Annotated in this window: 12 protein-coding genes; 6 read left to right on the top strand and 6 right to left on the bottom strand. The window is 64.0% G+C overall.

Annotated features, from left to right (window positions below; all coding sequences use genetic code 11):
• From H621_RS0119045 to H621_RS0119025, 5 genes are all read right to left on the bottom strand, one after another.
• On the bottom strand, positions 1-386 hold a 386-nt coding region (locus H621_RS0119045; protein WP_028944922.1), incomplete at its 3' end, for an ACT domain-containing protein.
• A gap of 127 nt (positions 387-513) precedes the next feature.
• Positions 514-1,536, bottom strand: a complete 1,023-nt coding sequence (dmpG, locus tag H621_RS0119040) for a 4-hydroxy-2-oxovalerate aldolase (RefSeq protein WP_028944921.1) — start codon at positions 1,534-1,536, stop codon at positions 514-516.
• A gap of 10 nt (positions 1,537-1,546) precedes the next feature.
• A complete protein-coding gene (locus H621_RS0119035; protein ID WP_028944920.1) occupies positions 1,547-2,473 on the bottom strand; it encodes an acetaldehyde dehydrogenase (acetylating) in 927 nt (308 codons plus the stop codon).
• Between the two features lie 30 nt (positions 2,474-2,503).
• Entirely contained in the window at positions 2,504-3,295 is a 792-nt protein-coding gene (locus tag H621_RS0119030) for a fumarylacetoacetate hydrolase family protein (RefSeq protein ID WP_028944919.1), read from the bottom strand.
• A gap of 71 nt (positions 3,296-3,366) precedes the next feature.
• A complete protein-coding gene (locus H621_RS0119025; RefSeq protein WP_028944918.1) occupies positions 3,367-4,140 on the bottom strand; it encodes a glucose 1-dehydrogenase in 774 nt (257 codons plus the stop codon).
• Between the two features lie 860 nt (positions 4,141-5,000).
• On the opposite strand from H621_RS0119025, the gene H621_RS0119020 reads away from it, so the two are divergent.
• The 5 genes from H621_RS0119020 (at position 5,001) to H621_RS0119000 (ending at position 11,883) form a co-directional block, all read left to right on the top strand.
• Positions 5,001-6,188: an acyl-CoA dehydrogenase family protein gene (locus H621_RS0119020; protein ID WP_028944917.1), complete on the top strand. Its 1,188-nt coding sequence runs from the start codon at positions 5,001-5,003 to the stop codon at positions 6,186-6,188.
• Between the two features lie 56 nt (positions 6,189-6,244).
• Positions 6,245-7,267, top strand: coding sequence for a ferredoxin--NADP reductase (locus H621_RS0119015; protein WP_028944916.1), 1,023 nt, complete (start codon positions 6,245-6,247; stop codon positions 7,265-7,267).
• A 14-nt stretch (positions 7,268-7,281) separates the two neighbouring features.
• Positions 7,282-8,871 (top strand): FadD3 family acyl-CoA ligase, encoded by a 1,590-nt coding sequence (locus H621_RS0119010; RefSeq protein ID WP_371919765.1) that lies wholly within the window; start codon positions 7,282-7,284, stop codon positions 8,869-8,871.
• A gap of 146 nt (positions 8,872-9,017) precedes the next feature.
• Positions 9,018-10,649: a DUF1302 domain-containing protein gene (locus tag H621_RS0119005; protein ID WP_028944914.1), complete on the top strand. Its 1,632-nt coding sequence runs from the start codon at positions 9,018-9,020 to the stop codon at positions 10,647-10,649.
• 16 nt (positions 10,650-10,665) lie between these two features.
• Positions 10,666-11,883 (top strand): NADH:flavin oxidoreductase, encoded by a 1,218-nt coding sequence (locus tag H621_RS0119000; protein WP_028944913.1) that lies wholly within the window; start codon positions 10,666-10,668, stop codon positions 11,881-11,883.
• Positions 11,884-12,562: 679 nt separating this feature from the next.
• On the opposite strand, the gene H621_RS0118995 is transcribed toward H621_RS0119000, so the two are convergent.
• A complete protein-coding gene (locus H621_RS0118995; RefSeq protein ID WP_028944912.1) occupies positions 12,563-13,396 on the bottom strand; it encodes an alpha/beta fold hydrolase in 834 nt (277 codons plus the stop codon).
• 265 nt (positions 13,397-13,661) lie between these two features.
• On the opposite strand from H621_RS0118995, the gene H621_RS0118990 reads away from it, so the two are divergent.
• Entirely contained in the window at positions 13,662-14,405 is a 744-nt protein-coding gene (locus H621_RS0118990; RefSeq protein WP_028944911.1) for an SDR family NAD(P)-dependent oxidoreductase, read from the top strand.
• The last annotated feature ends 7 nt before the right edge of the window (positions 14,406-14,412 follow it).

Raw genomic sequence — 14,412 nt, 5'->3', positions numbered from 1 at the left:
GAGGCAAGCGCCTGCAACACCTCGACGGCCCGCTGGGCATCCTCTTTAGCCACAAAAATATGGTCATGGTAATAAGCGGCGATCACATTGCAGCTGATCCCCGCATTGCCAAGTGCCGTGGCAAATGCGGCCGTCAGGCCGACAGCGTCCAGGGCCGAATGAACGGTCAGTGTGATCCAGGCGGCCACGTAGCTGTACTGCAAGCCCAGCGCCTGGGCCTGGCTTCGCTCCAGAATGACCGTCAGCCCCTCTTTTTCGCGGAAACTGCCCAGCACCTCTACATCCAGGCGCATGCCCGGTGCAAGCGTGCAGAACACGTAGTCGCCGTCGTTGAGCTCAGGCTTCATGCCGCTCAGCAGTTTGGACAAGGATTTTTCGCCGGGCATTGGCGCGCCTCAGAAGTAGAATGAGGCAAGAGTGTGGCGCAAATTCACCATAAGCCCAGTTAATTTTGGTGATGGTTGATTAGCTGGGCTTATTGAGGTGTCGGCCTCTCGCGGGGCGAGGTCGCTCCTACGCGCGCAAGCGCGCCAGGGTCATCGCGGTATCTTCGATCATGTCTTCCTGGCCGCCGACCATACCGCGTCGACCCATTTCCACCAGTATCTCCCGCGCGGGTACGCCGTACTTCTGCTCGGCACGCTTGGCAAACAGCAGGAACGAGCCGTAGACCCCGGCATAGCCCATGGTCAACGCGTCGCGGTCGCTGCGGATCGGGAAGTCCATGATCGGTACCACCAGGTCTTCGGCCACATCCTGGATACCGAACACGCTGACGCCGGTCTCGATACCCATGCGGTCGCACACCGCTACCAGTACTTCCATCGGCGTGTTGCCGGCACCGGCACCCAGGCCCGCGCAGGCGGCATCGATACGGTTGGCGCCTGCGGCGATGGCGGCGATGGAGTTGGCCACGCCCATGGACAGGTTGTGGTGGCCATGAAAGCCGATCTCGGTTTCAGGCTTGAGCGCCGCGCGCATGGCCGCCACCCGGGCGCTGACATCATGGGGCAACAGGTAGCCGGCCGAGTCGGTCAGGTAGATGCAGTTGGCCCCGTAGCTCTCCATCAGCAACCCCTGTTTGACCAGGCCCTCGGGGCTGTTCATGTGCGCCATCATCAGAAAGCCGACGGTGTCCATGCCCAGGTGGCGGGCGTGGGCAATGTGTTGTTCGCTGACATCCGCCTCGGTGCAGTGGGTGGCCACGCGAATGGTATTGACCCCAAGCTCGAAGGCCATTTTCAGGTGGTCGACGGTGCCGATACCCGGCAGCAGCAGGGCCGAGACCTTGGCGTTGGTCATCAGCGGGATCACCGCCGACAGGTATTCCTCGTCGCTGTGCGCCGGAAAACCGTAGTTCACCGAGCTGCCGCCCAGGCCATCGCCGTGGGTGACTTCGATCAGCGGCACGCCCGCCTGGTCCAGGCCGCAGGCGATGTCTTTCATCTGCTGCAGGCTGATGCGGTGGCGCTTGGGGTGCATGCCGTCGCGCAGGCACATGTCGTGGACGGTGATTTTCTTGCCGTTAAGTTCCATGGGCCGTTCCTCAGGCAATGGCAGATTCGGGGGTAGCACGCAGCACCCGTTCGCCCTTGAGAATTTCCTCGGCGAACATCTCGGCGGTACGGGCGGCGGCGGCGGTCATGATGTCGAGGTTGCCGGCGTACTTGGGCAGGTAGTCGCCCAGGCCTTCGACCTCCATGAAGATCGACACCCGATTGCCGTCGAACACCGGTCCGTTGACCAGCTTGTAGCCAGGTACATAGCGCTGTACCTGCTCGATCATCGCGTCGATGGCAGCGCGGATGGCCGGCTCGTCCGGGGTGTCGGCGGTCAGGCAGTGCACGGTGTCGCGCATGATCAGCGGCGGTTCGGCGGGATTGACGATGATGATCGCCTTGCCCTGCCTGGCGCCGCCCACCTGTTCCACCGCGCGGGCAGTGGTGCGGGTGAATTCGTCGATGTTCTTGCGGGTGCCCGGGCCCACCGACTTCGACGCGGCGGTGGCGATGATCTCGGCGTAGTCCACTGGCTGCACGCTGGACACTGCTGCCACCAGCGGGATGGTCGCCTGGCCGCCACAGGTGACCATGTTGACGTTCATCGCACCGCGGGAAAGGTTGGCCTTGAGGTTGACCGGCGGCACGCAGTAGGGACCGATGGCGCAGGGGGTGAGGTCGATCATCAGCACACCCAGGGCGTTGAGTTTGCGCGAGTTCTCGGCATGGACGTAGGCGGAGGTGGCGTCGAAGGCAATCTGCACCTGGTCTTCCAGCACATGGGGCAGCAACCCGTCGACCCCCTCGGCGGTGGTCTTGAGGCCCAGTTCACGGGCGCGTTGCAGGCCTTCGGAGCCGGCCTCGATGCCGACCATCCAGACCGGCTCCAGCACCTCGCTGCGCATCAGTTTGTAGAGCAGGTCGGTGCCGATGTTGCCCGGTCCGATCAGCGCACATTTGATCTTCTTGCTCATGGTTCATCGCTCCTGGGAAGGGGGAAGACGTCAGGCGACAAAACGCAGGCTGGCGTTGCCCAGGCCGCTCATCGACAGGTTGATGCGATCGCCTGGCACCAGCGGTACCAGCGGCGCCAGTGCGCCGGAAAGAATGATTTCGCCGCGGCGGAACGGAATGCCCAGTTCGCCCAGGGTGTTGGCCAGCCAGGCCACCGCTTCGCAGGGATGGCCCTGTACCGCCGAGCCCAAGCCGCTGCCGGCCGGCTGGCCGTTCTTGAGCATGTGCATTTCGACCCGGGCCAGGTCCAGGTCGCGGGGATCGATACGTTGCTCGCCCAGGGCGAAAACCCCACACGAGGCGTTGTCGGCCACGGTGTCCTGGATGCGGATCTGCCAGTTGTCGATCCGCGAGTCGACGATCTCGAAGCAGGGCGCCACGGCCTTGCTCGCTGCCAGCACGTCTTCGGCACGGATACCGGGGCCTTTGAGGTCTTCGCCGAGGATAAAAGCGATTTCGCCTTCGGCCCGAGGCTGGATCAACTGATACTGGGCAAAGCTGACTTCGCTACCGTCGGCTACCTGCATGGCATCGGTGAGAAAGCCGAAGTCGGGCTGGTGAACGTCGAGCATCTGTTGCACAGCGCGGCTGGTGACACCGATCTTTTTGCCAATGACGCGCTCGCCCAGGGCCTCGCGGCGCTGCAGAAAACGCAGGGAGATCCGGTAGGCCTGGTCCAGGCTGATGGCTGGGTGGCGCTGGGTCAGCGGGGCGAGGGTGGTGCGCCCGCGCAGGGCGTTGAACAGTTCATCGCCCAGGGCGGTGATCAGAGAGGCATCCATGGTGGTTTCGCTCTGTGCAGGGTAATAAAAAGCCGGTCCCAAGGGTCCAGGGTACCGGCAAAAAGGGGGTGTCAGCCGGGCCAGACGCTGCTGTCGGCACCGCCATCGACGTCGATGATCTTGCCGGTGACCCAGCCCGATGCCGGGCTTGCCAGGTACAGCGCGGCGGCGGCGATGTCTTCAGGGCTGCCCAGGCATTTGAGCGGGGTGTTGGCCTCCATCGCTTCGCGCATGGCAGTGGGCATGACCTTGTTCAGGGCTTCGGTCAGGGTCGGGCCGGGGGCCACGGCATTGACGCGTACCTGGGGGGCGAAGTCCTGGGCCAGCAGGCGGGTCAGGTGGCTCAACGCGGCCTTGGCGGTACCGTAGGCGCTGAAGTGGCGCTGGGCATAGCGTGCCGCTACCGAGCTTACGTTGATGATGTTGCCGCCGCCGGCCTCGCGCATCAGGGGCACACACAGCTGGCACAGGGCGTAGGCGCTGGAGACGTTGAAGCGCAGGATGTCCTCGAACTGTTCCGGGGTCATGCCCAACGCGTCGTTGGGGCCGCCACCACCGGCGTTGTTGACCAGGTGGGTGATGCGGCCGAAGTGTTCCTGGCTCTGGCGAACCAGGGCCTGGCGTTGTTCGCTGTCGTTGACGTCGCAGGTAATCGCCAGGGCGCGGCGGCCGAGGCTGCGCACTTCGTCGGCGACGCGTTCGATGTCTTCAGGGCTGCGTGCGCTGCAGATGACATCGGCGCCGGCTTCGGCGTAGGCCAGGGCGATGGCACGTCCAATGCCACGGCCGCTGCCGGTGACGATGGCGACGCTGCCAGGGAGCTGGAATCGTTGCAGGATACTCATTGGCTGATTTTCCTTGAGCGTGAGTGGGCGCATGGCCGCAGTATTTCTCTGTGCCTGATGGAGGGCATCGTCTCAATGGACTACGGGGTTTGTGGGCATATCCATGGGCTGAGGTGGTGCTGATTCACCTTTGCGCCCTTACGGCGCCTTACTTTTTCAGTCGAGAAAAGGTAAGCAGAATTCTTGGGCCTCCAGGGGCCCTGCGCTGCGCTGCGAGTCCCTTCACTTCGGTGTCGCTCGGCACTTCTGGTTGACTGGGCCGGAAGATCAAGATCAAAAGCACAGTTCGCTGCGCTCTTGCCGGCCTGCGGTGTTTTTGGGGGAGGGGGCTTGTCCCGCAATTCGGTCTTGTGGGTTGATCCGTTATTTAGGGTGATGCGCAGTCACCTTTGCGCCCTTACGGCGCCTTACTTTTTCAGTCGAAAAAAAGTAAGCAAAATTCTTGCCCCACCAGGGGCCCTACGCTGCGCTTCGGGTCCCCTCACTGCGGTGTCGCTACGGGGCATTGCGAGCTACGCGTTGCAAGCAACGCTACGCTTCGCATCTTCGGCATTCGCCGAAGGCGCTGCGCGCTAGCCCCTCCACGACACCTCCGTTCGGCCCTTCTGGTTAACGGGGCCGGAAGATCAAAAGCAAAAGCAAGAGCAGAGCAAGAGCAAGAGCACAATTCGCTGCGCTCTTGCTGGTCTGCGGTGTTCTCTTTGGGGGCAACGGTCATTTAGGCAAAACCGAATGTACTGGCCATCCTGAGGCAAGGCCGCTGTGCTCTAGTCCGCTTTGACGATGAAGCAACAGCTGTGCAATCCGATCATCAATCACGGCTCGCGCATTGGCGCTACGAGATTGGGAGAACAAGAAGGATGCACAGCATGCGAGAAAAGACCCAGGACGAAATCGAACTGCTGGAACGGGCGCGGCGCCTGGTGCCAGTGTTGCGCGAGCGTTCGGCGCAAGGGGATCGCGATCTCAAGGTCGTCGATGAGAGCATTGCCGATCTCAAGTCGGCCGGGCTGTTGCGCGCCCTGCAGCCGCGGGCATTCGGCGGCTACGAGGTAGACCCGCGCACGTTCTTCGAGATCCAGATGACGCTCGCTGAAGGTTGCATGTCTACCGCCTGGGTCTACGGCGTGATGGGTGTCCACCCTTGGCAGTTGGCCCGCTACCCGATCGAGACCCAGCGCGAGGTGTGGAGCGAGGATCACGACACCCTGGTGTCGTCCACTTATATGCCAACCGCCAAGGTGACGGTGGTCGAAGGCGGCTACCGCATCAGCGGTCGCTGGGGATTCTCGAGCGGCAGCGAGCACTGCCAATGGGTGCTGCTGGGCGGGATCCTGCCACCCGACGGTGAGCTGGCGGCCGAGCACGGTACTTTCCTGTTGCCGCGCAGCGACTACCAGATCCAGCGCAACTGGGACGTGCTGGGCCTGCGCGGCACCGGCAGCCACGACATCGTTGTGGAGGACGCTTTTGTGCCGGCGCACCGGGTGCAGCGCACCAATAACTGTACGTTGGAAGCCACACCAGGCCGCCTGGTCAACACCAACCCGATCTACGCCATTCCTTTCGCCCAGGTGTTCTCCCGTGCGGTATCTACCTCGGCCATCGGGGCGCTGCAAGGGGCCATCGATCTGTTCCGTGCCAACGCTGCGCAGCATATCGGCAAGCACGGTGCCCGCACGGCAGACGACCCAGCGGCGCAGACCGCAGTGGCCGAGGCCACGCTCACGGTCGACAGCCTCAGGCTGGTGCTGGAGCGCAACTACGAGCACCTGATGCAACTGGCCAGGGCCGGTGAATACCCGGATGTGGAAACCCGCCTGCTGTACCGCTACCAGTCGGCCTACGTCACCAACCTGTGCGCCGAGAAGGTCAACGAGCTGCTGCGCTGCATGGCCGCCTCAGGGTTGTACAACAGCAACCCGGTGGCTCGGCTGTTCCGCGACCTGCACCAGGCCCGCGGGCATATCGCCAACAACTACCAGGCCTATGGCCGCACGCTGGGCGCGGTGCAACTGGGCCTGCCCAACCCGGACCCTTACGTCTGAAGCCATCGCCCGTCCACCTGCCCGCACGCCGGGCAGGGGACTTTGAGAGTTGAGCCATGAATGACTTTGTTGCCTTGCGCGTGGCGCGGGTGGTCGAGGAAACGGCCGATGCCCGTTCACTGATCTTCGATGTGCCCGAGCACCTGGCCGAACGCTTTCGCTACCAGCCCGGGCAGTTTCTGACCCTGCGCATTCCCTACGGCGACGACTGGCTGCCGCGTTGTTATTCGCTGTCGAGCACGCCGCTGCTGGACGAGCCACTGCGGGTGACGGTCAAGCGCGTGCGCGACGGGCGCGCCTCGAACTGGTTGTGCGCCGACCTGCAGGAAGGCCAGACCCTGCAGGTGCTGCCACCGGCCGGGGTGTTCGTGCCGCGTACTCTGGACGGCGATCTGTTGCTGTTCGGCGGCGGCAGCGGGGTGACGCCGGTGCTGTCGATCCTGCGCTCGGCCTTGCTGGCCGGCCAGGGCCGTATCCTGCTGATCTATGCCAACCGCGACGAAAACTCGGTGATCTTTCGCGACGAGTTGCGTTTCCTCGCCAATGCCCACCCGGAGCGTTTGCAGATCGTCCACTGGCTGGACTCGGTCCAGGGCATACCGGCGGCTGCGCAACTGGCGGTACTGGCGCAACCGTTCGTGGATGCCCAGGCCTTTATCTGCGGCCCGGGCCCGTTCATGGACACCGCCGTCAGTGCCCTGAAAAGCCTGGGCCTGCCCAGTGAGCGTGTGCATGTCGAGCGTTTCGTCTCGCTGCCCGGTGAACGTGAAGTGCCCCAGGTGGTCGCCAGCGAGGCAGCCGTGGCCGCGCAGTTGGCGGTACGCCTGGACGGCGAGGACCACACCCTGGCCTGCGACAGTGGCGAAACCCTGCTGGCGGCCATGGAGCGTGCCGGCCTCAAGCCACCCAGTGCCTGCCGTGTCGGGGGCTGTGCTTCGTGCATGTGTACCCTGGAAAGCGGCGATATCGAGCTGTTGATCAACGATGCGCTGGATGCCGACGAACTGGCCGAGGGCTGGATTCTGGCCTGCCAGGCCGTGCCCACCAGCGCGAACCTGCGAATCCGTTTTCCTGAGTGATGCCGATGAACGAAATGACTTCACCGCGGGTCGATGCACCCACCACCATCGCCCGGCTGTTGTTCGACAGTGCCCGGCGTTTTGCCGGGCGCACGGCCATTGAAGACGCAGGCGTTTGCACCGACTACGCCGAGCTGCCGGCCCTGGCCTTGACCGTCACCCGTGGCCTCATGGCCCTGGGTATCCAGCCCGGTGACCGGGTGGCGGTGTGGGCGCCCAATGGCCGCGACTGGATCATTGCCGCCCTGGGCATTCAATGTGCAGGCGCCGTGCTGGTACCGATCAATACCCGCATGAAAGGCACTGAGGCGGCCGATGTATTGGCGCGCAGTGGTTGCCGCGTGTTGTTCGTGCAGCAACGTTTTCTGGACGTGGATTACCCCTCGATGCTTGAGGCCCATCGCCCCGACACCCTCGAACACCTGGTGGTGTTTGCCAGCGACTCGCCACGCGCGGCCTGCGACCTGGGCTACGAGCAGTTTGTCGCCGGGGCGGCGACCGTCGAGGTGGTCAAGGCCGAGCGCCGGGCCCTGGCCGTGCAGTCAGAGGCGGTGTGCGACCTGTTGTTTACCTCAGGCACCACTGGCAAGCCCAAGGGCGTGATGAGCGGCCACGGGCAGTGCCTGCGCGCCTTCAGTGAATACGTGCGGGTGATCGGCCTGGTGCCGGGCGACCGCTACCTGATCGTCAACCCGTTCTTCCATGCCTTTGGCTACAAGGCCGGCTGGCTGACGTGCCTGATCGCCGGGGCGACCATCCTGCCCCATGCGGTGTTCGATGCCGAGGCGGTGTTCCAGCGTATCGCCAATGAACGCATCAGCGTGTTGCCGGGGGCGCCGACTTTGTACCTGTCGCTGCTGGCTCACCCGCGCCTGCGCCAGACCGACCTGTCGAGCCTGCGCATTGCCGTGACCGGCTCGGCCAGTATTCCCCCCAGCCTGATCGAACGCATGCGTAACGAATTGGGGTTCAGTTGCGTGACCACGGCCTATGGCCTGACCGAATGTGGCGGCCTGGCTACCCTGTGCGATCCACAGGATTCGGTCGAAGTGATCGCCGGCACCAGTGGCCGGCCGCTTGCCGGCACGGAGGTGAGCATCCGCGATCCGTATAACCAGGCACTGGCCACCGGCGAGACGGGGGAAATCTGCCTGCGTGGTTTTCATGTCATGCAGGGCTATTTCCAGAACCCCGAGGCCACGGCCGAAGCCATCGACCAGGCCGGCTGGCTGCACACCGGCGATGTGGGACGGCTGGATGCGGCGGGCAATCTGACAATCACCGACCGGCTCAAGGACCTGTTCATTGTTGGCGGCTTCAACTGCTACCCGGCCGAGATCGAAGCGGCACTGATTGCCCATCCGGCCATTGCCCAGGTGGCGGTAGTAGGGGTGGCTGACGAACGCATGGGCGAGGTGGGGTGTGCCTGTGTGGTGTTGCGCGAGGGAGAGCAATTGCAGGCGCAGGAACTGATCGCCTGGAGCCGTGAGCGCATGGCCAATTACAAAGTGCCGCGCCAGGTGCGGTTCATGGACGCGCTGCCGCTGAACCCGTCGGCCAAGGTGGCCAAGAACGAATTGCGGGCGCTGGTGGACGCGAGGTAGGCGGGGAGGCGACGTGGTGGGGGGATTGCTGTCGCGGGGCAAGCCCGCTCATACACCGATGGCCTAGGCCAAATGGATGATGTTCACACCGCCGCCGCGTTTCACTCTGCGCACGTCAACCACAACAACAAGAAAAGGATTGCTGCATGTCTAGGTTCAACGCGACTCATGGCGGGCTGTTGCTGTCTCTTTCCGTGGCCTGTGCCTACGCCAACGCCGGCCCACGGATCGAGCTGGGCGAGGACACCACCCTCGACTCATCGCTGACCGTCAACTACACCGCCTCGATGCGGACCGCCAAGCCTGCCCACCAGTACCTCAACGACATCAACAACGACGATGGCACGCGCAACTTCGACCGCGGTGCGCTGATCACCAACCGGGTCAGCCTGTTCGGCGAGCTGCTGCTCAAACACAACAACCTCGGCGCGGTGCTGCGCGGCAGCCATTTCTACGATGACGTCTACCACAACCGCAACGACAACGACTCACCAGGCACGGTGAACAAGATCGGCCGTGCCGATGGTTTCACCGAAGACACCCGGCGCCTGAGCGGCAGCAAGGCGCGCTTGCTCGATGCCTATGTGTACGGCAACTTCGACGTCGCCGAAAGCCAGTACCTGTCGATCAAGGCCGGTCGCCACCTGGTGGCCTGGGGCGAGAGCCTGTTCTGGGCCAACATCAGCCAGGGCCAGGCGCCGGTGGATGCCACCAAGTTCAACGTACCCGGTACCGAAGCCAAGGACTCCTACCTGCCTGTGGGGCAGGTCTCGGCCTCCTGGTCGCTGAACGAAGACCTGGCCCTGGTCGGCTTCTACCAGTACGAGTGGGAGAAGACCCAGCTCAACCCGGTCGGCGACTATTTCGGCAGCGACACCTTCGGCCCGGGCGCCGAGTTCTATCGCCTGGGTGCTGGGGTGATCGACAGCCTGCCGGACAACAGTTTCACCGGTGTGACCTACGCCGGTGACGTCGAGCCCCGCGACAGCGGCCAGTGGGGCCTGGGCGTGCGTTACCGGGTTACCGAGAACACCGAGGTCGGCCTGTTTCACTATCGCTACCACGAGCGCGTCGGCGCACTGTTCTTCGACTTCAGCGGCCAGACCCAGTACTCCTCGCTGCACGGCATCGGCAACTATGCAGTGGCTGGCGGCGGCCCGGTCTACCGCCTGGGCTATTTCGACGATGTCGAGCTGACCGGGGCGAGCTTCAGCTCCAAGGTGGGGGATTCGGTGCAGTTCGCCGGTGACCTCAGCTACCGCGATGGCGCTGCCGTGTACCTGGACAACGGTGCCCCGGCCCGTGGCCAGATCTGGCAGGGCAACCTCAACGGCAGCTACATGATCGGCCCCAGCTTCCTGGCCCACCAGACCACGTTCATGGCCGAAGTGGTCCACCAGCACATCGAAGGCGTCGACACCTTGCACATCACCGGTGGCGGACCGGGCGTCGATGGCAGCTTCAACAACTTCGAGTCCGACACCCAGACCCGTGGCCAGACCCTGCTCGGCATCGGCGCCTACATGGATTACCTGGGCATCGCCGACGGCCTGGACCTGAACACCCGCGTGGTGTGGACCCAGAACGTCGACGGCAGTGCCTACCAGGGCCTGGGCCGTGACGAAAAACGCCTGACCGTGGGCGGCGACTTCAAGTACCTGGGCAACTTCCAGGTCGGCCTGACCTACGTTGCCTACCTCAGCTCACCGGACATCGCCCAGGGCCGCATGCTGGCCGACCGCGATTACCTGTCGTTCAACGCCAAATACACTTTCTGATCAAAAGGGCCCTGCCATGCACACGTCTCCCTTCAGCCCGATCCAGATCGGCCCGCTGACCCTGAAGAACCGCTTTATCAAGGCGGCCACCAACGAAGGCATGAGCACCCAGGGCCTGCCTTCCAAGCAGTTGGTCAAGCTGCACGCCGGGCTTGCCCGGGGTGCGGTGGCGCTGACCACCGTGGCCTATTGCGCGGTCAGCAAGGATGGGCGCACCTTGCCCAACCAACTGACACTCACACGCGAAAGCCTGCCGCACTTCAAGGCCCTGACCGATGAGGTACACCGTGAAGGCGGGCTGGTCAGTGCGCAGATCACTCATGGTGGCTGCTTCACCTTTTTGCGCGAACGCGCCACCCGCTACCCGCTGTCGGCCAGTGGCGGCTTCAACAAGATCGGCATGATGAGCGGCATGTTCTTCAAACAGGCCATGACCGAGACCGACATGCGCCAAGTGGTCGAGGACTTCGCCCAGGGCGCGCGGCTTGCCCGCGAGGCTGGCTTCGATGCGGTGGAGATCCATATGGGCCACGGCTACCTGCTCAGCCAGTTCATCTCGCCGATGTACAACAAGCGCCGTGACCAGTACGGCGGCACGTTGGAGAACCGCCTGCGCTTTCCCCGCCGGGTGCTGCGCGCGGTGCTCGACGCAGTGGGTCGCGACCTGGCGGTGGTCTGCAAATACAGCGTTACCGAGGGTGCGCGTGCTGGCAACAGTGCCGAGGATGGTGCCCGCATCGCGCGCATGCTGGAGCAGGAGGGCGCCCACCTGTTGGTGCTCAGCGCGGGCATGAACGTCGAGTCGATCACCACCATGTTCGGGTCTTCCTTCCCCAAGGAGAACCGTGTGCAGCAGAAGAACCCGATCATCGCCCTGGCCATGAAGATCCAGCGCCTGCGCGACCCGGTAGTGGAGTTCCACGAACTGTACCTGCTCGAACATGCCCGCAAGGTGCGGGCGGCGGTGAAAATGCCGCTGGCCTACCTGGGCGGCGCCAAGAGCCTGGAGAGCATCGAACAGGTAATGGCCGAGGGCTTTGACCTGGTGGCCATGGGGCGGGTACTGGTAGCTGAATCGGACTACGTCGAAAAGCTGGCTACCGGTGCCAGCACCGACTCCATCTGCACCGCCTGCAACCGCTGCGTGGCCATGATGTACACCCCGGGTGGCACCTCGTGCGTACTGGGCAAGCCTGGCAACGCCGAACTCAACCAGCTTCCAGCGGCGTCCTAGGCGTGGCGGGTTAGCGACTGCTGCGCAGTCGATCGCAGCCTCGTTCCTCGGCAGTGGCTACAGATTGCCGGTGTAGCCGCTGGCGACAGCCTGCGATCGACCGCGTAGCGGTCGCGGTTCTGCACTGCCTGCAACCGCTGCGTGGCCATGATGTACACCCCGGGTGGCACCTCGTGCGTACTGGGCAAGCCTGGCAACGCCGAACTCAACCAGCTTCCAGCGGCGTCCTAGGCGTGGCGGGTTAGCGACTGCTGCGCAGTCGATCGCAGCCTCGTTCCTCGACAGTGGCTACAGATTGCCGGTGTAGCCGCTGGCGCCAGCCTGCGATCGACCGCGTAGCGGTCGTGGTTCAAGACAGTTGCTCACACGGACACCGCTGTACAGCAAGAGCGCAGCGAATTGTGCTCTTGATCTTCTGCCCCGTTAACCAGAAGGGCCGAGCGGAGGTGTCGTGGAGGGGCTGGCGCGAAGCGCCTTCGGCCTTGGCCGAAGACCCGAAGCGCAGCGTAGGGCACCTAGTGGTGCAGGCGGTTTTGCCTACTTTTTCCAAGAAAAAAGTAGGGCGCCGTAAGGGCGCAAGGGTGACTCAGCACCACCCCAGATAATGGATAAACACACACATCCAAATCGCGGGGCAAGCCCGCCCCTACCTGCCCCAGCCGGCGGGAGCGAACCTCATTCAACCGTGCTGCAAGAACTCCAGGCAACTACGGTTGAACAACGCTCGATGCTCAACCTGCACCCAATGCCCACACCGGTTCAGCACGATAAACCGCGCAGTGGGCGCGCCATCGATGATCCGCTGCGCACCACTGACCGGGTTGAAGTTGTCATTGCTGCCCCAGAACCCGAAGATCGGGCACTGCAGCTCACCCAGGCGCGACTCCATGTTCGGCACCTGCATGGTGCTGAACAGGTTCTTGGGCTGTATAACCGCCACCGCCACCCGCTCCAGCAACAGGCTCTCAGGCAGGATCGAGTCATCGAACAACTGCAGGCGCATCATGCTGCGCATTTCATCAAGTCCGATGGGCCCGGCATTGAACAGTGTCACCATGCGCACGATGCCTTCCATCTTGAAGTAGGCCTCGCGCTCTTCGACGCCACCGGGCGCCAGCAGGATCAGACGCTCCACCCGCGTAGGCAGTCGCAGCGCCAGGCCCAGGGCAATGGCACCCCCCAGCGAATTGCCCAGCAACGTGCAGCGCTCGATGTCCAGGCCATCGAGCAGCGCGGCGACGTTGTCGATGAAAAAGTCCAGGTGGTACTGCACATCCTCGGGCTTGTCCGAGCGGCCAAAACCCGGCAGGTCGAGGACGATGTTGCGGTAGCCGGCCTCGACAAACTGCGGGTAGTTGCCCTTGAAGTTGCTGAAACCACTGGCGCCCGGGCCGCTGCCATGCAGCCAGACCACCACCGGGCCGCTGCCTTCATCCATGTAGTGCAGGCGCAGGCCGCTGGGTGTGGTGAAGTAGTGGCCGGTAGGTAGCGGCAGGTCGGTGGTTGAGGTCATGGCGAGTCTCCAGTGTCGACGAAGGGGTGGGGCGCGAGCGCCAGGCCGTGGCAGGCCTGAAGGGGCGAAGGTGCCGGGCCTGGTTCGCGCAGGGTCGATCCTCTATCGCCGCCACCGCTGCGGCATCGTCCATTCAGACCACCCCCCTGCGGCTGCCGGTAGTCCTATCGGACGATGCCTGCCAAGGGCCCCGGCCCAATCATGCAGGTGACCGGCCTGCTGTGTTGTCAGTGGGCTTTTACGCACTGCACGGCAGGAGAACGCTATGAAATTGCTGAACAAAGTCGCCTTTGTCACAGGCGCGGGGCAGGGAATGGGCCAGGCCATGGTGCGCCGTTTCGTTGCCGAGGGCGCCAAGGTAGTGGCGGTGGACCTCAACCAGGAGGCCCTGGCCAACAGCCTGGCCGATCTGACCGACCTGGATGACCGGGTACTGGCGCTGGCCTGCAATGTTGCCGACGCCGCCTCGGTGGCCGATGCCATGGGCCAGGTCGAGGCGCGCTTTGGTGGGCTCGACATCCTGGTCAACAACGCCGGTGTCGGCGCTTTCGACAGCTTCCTCGAGACCCCGGACGAGAACTGGGCACGGGTGATCGGGGTGAACCTGGGCGGCACCTTCCTGTGCTGCCGCGAAGGCGCGAAGCTGATGGTCAAGGGCGCACGCAACGGGGTGATCATCAACCTCTCCAGCACCGCCGCACTCACGGGTGAAGGTCCAAGCCACTACTGTGCCTCCAAAGCCGGGGTCATGGGTTTGACCCGCTCCATCGCCCGCGAACTGGCCCCCAGCGGCATCCGCGTCAACAGCCTGGTACCGGGGCCTACCAACACCCCGATGATGGCCGGCGTTGCCGATGAACACATGCAGGCGATGCTCAAGAACGTGCCCCTGGGCCGCCTGTGCGAAACCGACGAAATCGCCGGGGTCGCGGTGTTCCTGGCGGGCGACGACGCCAGCTTCATCACCGGCCAGAACATCGCGGTCAACGGCGGCATGGCCTTTATCTGAGGGGAAT

It is taken from the genome of Pseudomonas vranovensis DSM 16006, from assembly GCF_000425805.1.
Taxonomy (GTDB): Bacteria; Pseudomonadota; Gammaproteobacteria; order Pseudomonadales; family Pseudomonadaceae; genus Aquipseudomonas; species Aquipseudomonas vranovensis.
The sequence above is the reverse complement of the archived record's forward strand: the minus strand, read 5'-3'. Positions and strand labels throughout refer to the sequence as shown.

Excerpts from the sequence above, each read along its gene's own strand:
- H621_RS0118990 (WP_028944911.1), top strand. The coding sequence starts at position 13,662 with ATGAAATTGCTGAACAAAGTCGCCTTTGTCACAGGCGCGGGGCAGGGA.
- H621_RS0118995 (WP_028944912.1), bottom strand. The coding sequence starts at position 13,396 with ATGACCTCAACCACCGACCTGCCGCTACCTACCGGCCACTACTTCACC.
- dmpG (WP_028944921.1), bottom strand. The coding sequence starts at position 1,536 with ATGGAACTTAACGGCAAGAAAATCACCGTCCACGACATGTGCCTGCGC.
- H621_RS0119015 (WP_028944916.1), top strand. The coding sequence starts at position 6,245 with ATGAATGACTTTGTTGCCTTGCGCGTGGCGCGGGTGGTCGAGGAAACG.
- H621_RS0119000 (WP_028944913.1), top strand. The coding sequence starts at position 10,666 with ATGCACACGTCTCCCTTCAGCCCGATCCAGATCGGCCCGCTGACCCTG.
- H621_RS0119010 (WP_371919765.1), top strand. The coding sequence starts at position 7,282 with ATGACTTCACCGCGGGTCGATGCACCCACCACCATCGCCCGGCTGTTG.
- H621_RS0119020 (WP_028944917.1), top strand. The coding sequence starts at position 5,001 with ATGCACAGCATGCGAGAAAAGACCCAGGACGAAATCGAACTGCTGGAA.
- H621_RS0119005 (WP_028944914.1), top strand. The coding sequence starts at position 9,018 with ATGTCTAGGTTCAACGCGACTCATGGCGGGCTGTTGCTGTCTCTTTCC.
- H621_RS0119035 (WP_028944920.1), bottom strand. The coding sequence starts at position 2,473 with ATGAGCAAGAAGATCAAATGTGCGCTGATCGGACCGGGCAACATCGGC.
- H621_RS0119030 (WP_028944919.1), bottom strand. The coding sequence starts at position 3,295 with ATGGATGCCTCTCTGATCACCGCCCTGGGCGATGAACTGTTCAACGCC.
- H621_RS0119025 (WP_028944918.1), bottom strand. The coding sequence starts at position 4,140 with ATGAGTATCCTGCAACGATTCCAGCTCCCTGGCAGCGTCGCCATCGTC.